Origin of the sequence: Pelagibacterium sp. (assembly GCF_035555455.1) — a bacterium.
In the GTDB taxonomy this organism is placed as follows: domain Bacteria; phylum Pseudomonadota; class Alphaproteobacteria; order Rhizobiales; family Devosiaceae; genus Pelagibacterium.
The window spans coordinates 1-6,358 of the sequence record NZ_DATMGM010000033.1 but is presented as its reverse complement, the minus strand read 5'-3'; the positions used below and the strand labels follow the sequence as shown (position 1 = coordinate 6,358).

Here is a 6,358-nt window from a genome sequence, read left to right as displayed (position 1 = left end):
TCGGCCTGATGATGCGCGAGGGTTTGCTCAAGGAAAACATCGACGGCGAAGCGCTGCTATGGGCCCACAAACGCATCGTCAACCGCCCGGAAAACCGCCGCATCCTGATGGTGATTTCCGACGGCGCGCCGGTCGATGATTCCACCCAGAGCGTCAACCCGGGCAACTACCTCGAAGCCCATCTGCGCGCCGTGATCGAGGACATCGAAACCCGCTCCCCCGTGCAGCTCGTCGCCATCGGCATCGGCCACGATGTCACCCGCTATTATCGCCGGGCCGTCACCATCCTCGACGCCGACGAACTGGCCGGGGCCATGACCGACAACCTCGCCGCGCTGTTTGACGAAGAACTGCCCGCCGAGGCCCGGAGGCGGCGCTGAACACGCCGCCCCCAGGGCCATCCCCCGCAGCCCCTGTACCATCTTCCCCTTCTCCCCTTGAGGGAGAAGGTGGATCGGGCCGAAAGGCCGAGACGGATGAGGGGTGCCAGCCCCTGCCAATCCCGCCCGCCTCTACACTTCCCCCCATCTCTGCCCACCCCTCACCCCCGACTCAATCGGAAAGGGGGGCGCTGAGCTGGCGAACTTCACCGGCGCACAAGGCCTTTGCAAATACCGCACCCCCCTCATCCGACCCGGCTGCGCCGGCCCACCTTCTCCCACCAGGGGAGAAGGGCAGCCCGTTGCAGTGCTGGATCAAACGCATAATCTATCCCAACCCGCCCCCGGCCACTCTTGAGGGAACGGCAGCGCCCCTCTTCCCTTCTCCCCTTGAGGGAGAAGGTGGATCGGGCCGAAGGACCGAGACGGATGAGGGGTGCCAGCCCCTGCCAATCCCGCCCGCCTCTACCCTTCCCCCCATCTTTGCCCACCCCTCACCCCCGACCCAATCGGAGAGGAGAGCACTTCCAGCAGCGCCTGCGCCATCTTCCCCTTCTCCCCTGGTGGGAGAAGGTGCCCCGAAGGGGCGGATGAGGGGGGCGCTGAGCGTTCTCGCACTCCTCGCCCTGCTGCTCTCCCCTACCATTGCCTCCGCGCAATCCCCCTCCGCCCAATCCGCCACCGTCACCGCCAAGCCCATCACCCGCTTTCAGCGCGCCAATATCGGCGAGCCCCTTGGCCCATTGATCTTCAAAGGCGGCCTCGACCTCGCCAGTCCCCATCCCGATTTCGGCGGTCTCTCCAGTCTCGCCTTTCTCGATGCCGACCGTTTCGTCATGGTTTCCGACGAGGGCCGCTTTTTCTCGGGCACCCTCGATCTCACCGATGGCGCGCCCTCGGGGTTGTCCGATGTTGAAATCGATGTGATCCGCAATTCCTCTGGCGCGCCCCTGCCGCGCAAATTCACCTGGGATTCCGAAGCCATCGACGTGGTGTTCCGAGACGGCGCGCCCGCCGCCGTTCGGGTCGGGTTCGAGCACCTGACGCGGGTTGCCGAATTCGCGCTCACCGATGGCCGGCCCGGCGGCCCCGCCCGCGAGATTGCCATTCCCGATTGGCTGACCGATCTGCGCACCAATGGTGCCATCGAATCGCTGTGCATGGCCCCACAGACGTCCCCGGTGGCAGGCTCGACTCTGATCATCACCGAAAGTCATTCGATCATTCCCGATACCTGGGCCGCCACCCTTTTGGGCGACGCCGATCGCGGCGATCTGGCCATCTCCATCTCGGGGCGCTTCAACCCTACCGATTGCGCCTTCCTGCCCAATGGCGACCTGCTGGTCCTCGAACGCGGCTTTGCCTTTTTGACCTTTTCGGTGCAGCTTCGGCGCATTCCCGCGCACACCGTCCATGCCGGAGCGATCATGGAGGGGGAAATCCTGTTTTCCGCCTCGGGCCGGGAGGTCGACAATTTCGAGGGGCTGGGCGTGCGCGTCCTGCCTGATGGCGAGGTGCGCGTGACCATCGTTTCCGACAACAATTTCCTCGGGCTTCAGCGCACGCTGCTGCTCGAATTCGCCCTTCCTGACGAGGAGACTGCCCCATGAATATCGACCTGCTGCGCCTGCTGTGCGAAACCCCGGGCGTTCCCGGCCGCGAACACCGTGTCCGCGCGCTGATCGAGCGCGAGATCGATGGCCTGTTCGATGAGGTCCGCACCGATGCCATGGGCTCGCTGCTGGCCGTGCGCCGCTCGCGCACCAACGATCCAAACCCGCTCAAGATCATGCTGCTGTGCCACATGGACGAGATCGGTTTCCTCGTCACCCACGTGTCTGAAAAGGGCTGGATTCACGTCGATCCGGTCGGCGGCTTCGATGCGCGCACCCTGTTTGCTCGCCGTGTGCGGGTCGTCACCCGCGATGGTGAATATCCCGGCGTGATGAATGCCGGCGGTCGCCCCATCCACATTTCTTCCCCCGAAGAGCGCAAGAAAATCCCCGAGCCCAAGGATTTCTTCGTCGATATCGGCCTCGATGGCGAAACTCGCTCCAAGGTTGCCGTCGGCGATTTCGTCGTCATGGACGAACCGCTGATCGAAATGGGCGACAAGATCGTCTCCAAGGCTCTCGATAACCGCATGGCCTGCTGGCTGGGCATCGAGGCGATCCGCGCCCTCGACGCTTCAGGGGTCGATCACGCCTGCGAAATCCATGTCGTGTTCACCACGCAGGAAGAAGTGGGCCTGCGCGGCGCGAAAACCGCCTCTTACGCCGTTGCTCCCGATATCGGGCTGGGCATCGACACCACGCTCGCCTGTGACACTCCCGGCGTGCCGGAAAACGAAGCCGTCACCACTCAGGGCAAGGGGTTCGGCCTGCACCTCAAGGACGGCTCGTTCATCGCCGATCTCGATCTGGTCGAGGAAATCGAGGCCATTGCCACGCGCGAGAAAATCCCGTTCCAGCGCACCATTCTCGCCCGGGGCGGGCAGGATGGCGCCGCCGCCCAGCAGGCCGCAGCCGGAGCGCGCGCGGTCGGCATCGTGGTTGGCACCCGCTATATCCACACCATCACCGAGATGATTTCGCGCACCGACCTGCAAGCCGCGCTCGATATCCTCGTCGCCTATCTGCGGGAAAAATAATCAAAAAAAGGGCTGCCTCGACGGGCAGCCCTTTGTCATTCTTTTAGGCCAGCGTCGTGCCCAGATAGCGGTCCGGCAGCGCCTTGAGCAGCGCCCGATACGGCGCCAGCAGAACGAACGCCATCACCACCTTGATGGAAAAATCCCCCAGCGCCAGTGATACCCAGAGCGGAACGTCGAGCGGCAACAGCGAAAACAGCGGCACGGCAAAGGCCAGCGATGAATCGGGCACGCCCAGCGCCGAATCGATAAAGCCAAAGCTCGCTGAAAAGGCGATGCCGAAGAACAGCAGCGTATCGATCACCGACCCGGCCAGCGAGGCAACCAGCGGTGCCTTCCACCAACGGGCGGCGCGCAGGCGGGAAAAAATCGTCGTGTCGAGCAGTTGCGCCGACAGGAACGCCGCGCCCGACGCCATCGCAATCCGCGGCGTTGCGAGAATGAAGCTGATCACCACCGCAATGGCAAACCCCACCAGCACCACCTTGCGGGCAGCTGCGGGGCCGAACTGGCGGTTGGTGAAATCATTGACCAGGAACGCAACCGGATAGGTGAACGCGCCCCAGGTGAGGATTTCAGCGAGGTCGAGGGCCCCGATCTGCCCTTCAACCGGGTACTGGACGAGAAAATTGGATGCGGTGACCACCACCGCCATGGCCAGAACGGCCCACAAAAAACGCACGCTCATTGCGCGGCATTCCTTTTCCACAAGCGGCAAGTGACCGCCGGATATCAGCGTGGGAAGGGTGCCCTTCCCGGCGAAACCGATGCTGCCCGGCAACAGACCGGGGCATCGCTGGAGCATTATCTCCAGATTCTCCTGTCCGGCAATCGAGATCACCGGGCAACAAAAAGCGCCGCGTCAGGCTTTCCTCACGCGGCGCCAAATCTGAGGCGTCAACCAGCTTAGCTGGCGATCGCGGCCCGAATTTCCTTCTTGATGCCGCGAGCCCGGCTCGAAAGCTCTTCGTCCTTGGCCTTGAGCAGGAAGGCGTCGAGGCCACCGCGATGCTCCACGGTGCGCAGTGCGGCTGCCGAAACGCGCAGCTTGACCTGACGGTCGAGCGACTCCGAAATCAGCGTCACATCGCAAAGGTTGGGCAGAAAGCGGCGGCGGGTCCGGTTGAGCGCATGGCTCACATTGTTGCCGGTCATCACGCCCTTGCCAGTGAGTTCACAGCGCCGTGCCATTGTCTTAATTCCTGTCAATCGCGTACCGGGACCGGGGTTTGCCCCCAATCGACCGGCCTGGGTTCTGGTTGTAGTGTTGGCCGCCTTGCCGTACCGAAAAAGCCAAAGCAGCTTTTTCCGGCAATGCTCCATGCGGAAACTTTGGCCGGGGATATAGAGAAAGCGGGGCTCCCCGTCAAGCATAAGCGCGCATCGAGGCGCATTTGGCGACGCTTTGTAGCGATCCTTCGCTGGACACGCCGAATCCGAGCAGGCAACCTAGCCGATACGCTGATTCGTGGCTCGGCGGATCGGTCCTGCGGCATAACCAAAGCACGAGTCTCGCGCGTGAAACGCTTTTCCCTGTCTGTTCTGGCCGCTGGTGCGGCTCTGTTTTTCGGCCCCATCCTATCGGCTTCCGCCCAACAGGATGGCTCAGTCGCCTCTTATGTCGTGTCGATTGGCGGTATCAACGTCTCCAATATCGACATCCGGCTGGCGACCGAAGGCTCATCCTATCAGCTTGACCTGTCCGCCGATGTGACCGGATTGGCCCAGGTGGTGGCTCAGGGCGCGGGATCGGTCAACTCCAGCGGTTCGCTCACCGCGACCGGTCTGCAGGCCCAGCGCTTCTATCTCGAAACCCGCACCGCCTCGGAGCGATTTTCCCTCCAGACCGCCTATTCCAATGGCAACGGCGCCACCGGCACCGTGATTCCCGCCCTTGCCGACAACCCCGACCGGGTCGCGGTCAGCGGTGCCCACCGTTCCGGGGTCAACGATCCCCTGGCCGCCTTCATCCTGCGCGGTTCCGCACTCGATGGCGCGCTGTGCAACCGCACCCTGCGCATCTATACCGGCATCGAACGGTTCGACATGCCCATGAGCTATGTCGAAACCACCACCGCCACCTCGGCCCGCACCGGTTATCAGGGCCCGGTGGTGCTGTGCGCCATGCGCTACGTCCCGGTATCCGGCCACTTCGAATCCTCCGAAATCACCCAATATCTGGCCAGTTCCAACCGCATGCTGATCTGGTACATGCCGCTGGCGGACTCCGGCTTTTTCATCCCCTATCGCGTCCTGATGGGGTCGAGCTTCGGCGACATCTCCATGGTCCTCGTCCGACTGCAATAGCCTGCCCACCGACCCTGCCGCCTACTGGATCCCGGGTCTCCGCCCGGGATGACACTGAGGTCATTGGCAGGCGGTAGAACCCATTTCGTCACCCCCAACGTCCCATCTCGCCCACTCCCCCATCACACCCACTCCCCTGTCATCCCGGACCCGATCCGGGATCCAGTACCCTTCGCGCCTGCGCACTTTCCCGGCGCCCCCACATGCTCAGCACACACGGGGAGAGGGCTCCCCAGCAGACACGCGCGCCCTTCTCCCCTTCTCCTCTACTCCCCTGCTCCCCTTGAGGGAGAAGGGGGCTCGCCGCAGGCGAGACGGATGAGGGGTGCGCTGAGGGGGAGAATTCTCCAGCAGGTCATCCCGGATCCGACCCCCGCAGCCCCCGTCCCATATCGGCACAGTCAAAAGCTTTTTCGTAAAATTCCAGCTTTTGCTCCCACGCCCCGCGTGGCTTTCGGGGTTTACAGCCTCCCGCCCCCGCAAAAATCCGCATTAACTTCCCGGCAACACTCTCCCCCCTCGCGCCCGAATTAACCCTTTGGCAACCAACGTGAACAAATTCAGGCCCTTTCGCGCGCCTTTTCCCCTCGCCCTGCCGCTCTTGTGGCCCTTGGCAGCGCCGCACCACTACATGCAGTAGGGAACAAACCACGATTCCGATTCGAAACCCGATTCGGTGCACCTTTGTTCTATTTTCGTTCGAAGCGTTAAATTTGGCCCCCTTTCGGCCATTGCCTTTCCCGCTTTGATACACCACCTTGCGCCTGCACCCCTTGTCCCTGCCCTGCACATCAGGACCGATGACCTTCACACATTCCCAGGCCGTCAAGGCCGTGCTCGGCCCGACCAACACGGGCAAGACTCATTACGCCATCGACCGTATGCTGGCGTATCGCACCGGTGTGATTGGCCTTCCGCTGCGCCTTCTGGCCCGTGAGGTGTACAACCGCGTTGTCGAACGCGTTGGGGCGGGTGCCGTCGCGCTGGTGACTGGCGAAGAGCGAATCGTCCCCAGTTCCGC

General features: G+C 63.2%; 7 protein-coding genes. 5 read left to right on the top strand and 2 right to left on the bottom strand.

What is annotated here, in order from left to right:
- The 3 genes from VNS12_RS05940 to VNS12_RS05930 all read left to right on the top strand — a co-directional run.
- The coding region (locus VNS12_RS05940; protein WP_414693074.1) for a cobaltochelatase CobT-related protein at window positions 1–380 on the top strand (380 nt) is incomplete at its 5' end.
- Between the two features lie 590 nt (window positions 381–970).
- Complete coding sequence (locus tag VNS12_RS05935; RefSeq protein ID WP_325486923.1) at window positions 971–1,990, top strand: esterase-like activity of phytase family protein; 1,020 nt, start codon at window positions 971–973, stop codon at window positions 1,988–1,990.
- Window positions 1,987–3,030 carry a M42 family metallopeptidase gene (locus VNS12_RS05930; RefSeq protein ID WP_325486922.1) on the top strand — a complete coding sequence of 348 codons (1,044 nt, stop codon included), beginning with the start codon at window positions 1,987–1,989 and terminating at the stop codon, window positions 3,028–3,030. Before VNS12_RS05935 ends, VNS12_RS05930 begins: the two co-directional genes overlap by 4 nt.
- Before the next feature lie 43 nt (window positions 3,031–3,073).
- Here VNS12_RS05930 and VNS12_RS05925 read toward each other — a convergent pair whose 3' ends face one another.
- Both VNS12_RS05925 and rpmB read right to left on the bottom strand, forming a co-directional pair.
- Window positions 3,074–3,718, bottom strand: coding sequence for a VUT family protein (locus VNS12_RS05925; RefSeq protein ID WP_325486921.1), 645 nt, complete (start codon window positions 3,716–3,718; stop codon window positions 3,074–3,076).
- A gap of 218 nt (window positions 3,719–3,936) precedes the next feature.
- A complete protein-coding gene (gene rpmB, locus VNS12_RS05920; protein ID WP_325486920.1) occupies window positions 3,937–4,221 on the bottom strand; it encodes a 50S ribosomal protein L28 in 285 nt (94 codons plus the stop codon).
- Between the two features lie 327 nt (window positions 4,222–4,548).
- Here rpmB and VNS12_RS05915 point away from each other — a divergent pair, with 327 nt between their 5' ends.
- Together VNS12_RS05915 and VNS12_RS05910 are read left to right on the top strand one after the other, a co-directional pair.
- Window positions 4,549–5,337, top strand: a complete 789-nt coding sequence (locus VNS12_RS05915) for a DUF3108 domain-containing protein (RefSeq protein WP_325486919.1) — start codon at window positions 4,549–4,551, stop codon at window positions 5,335–5,337.
- 800 nt (window positions 5,338–6,137) lie between these two features.
- A partial coding sequence (locus tag VNS12_RS05910; RefSeq protein WP_325486918.1) for a DEAD/DEAH box helicase family protein occupies window positions 6,138–6,358 on the top strand: 221 nt, incomplete at its 3' end.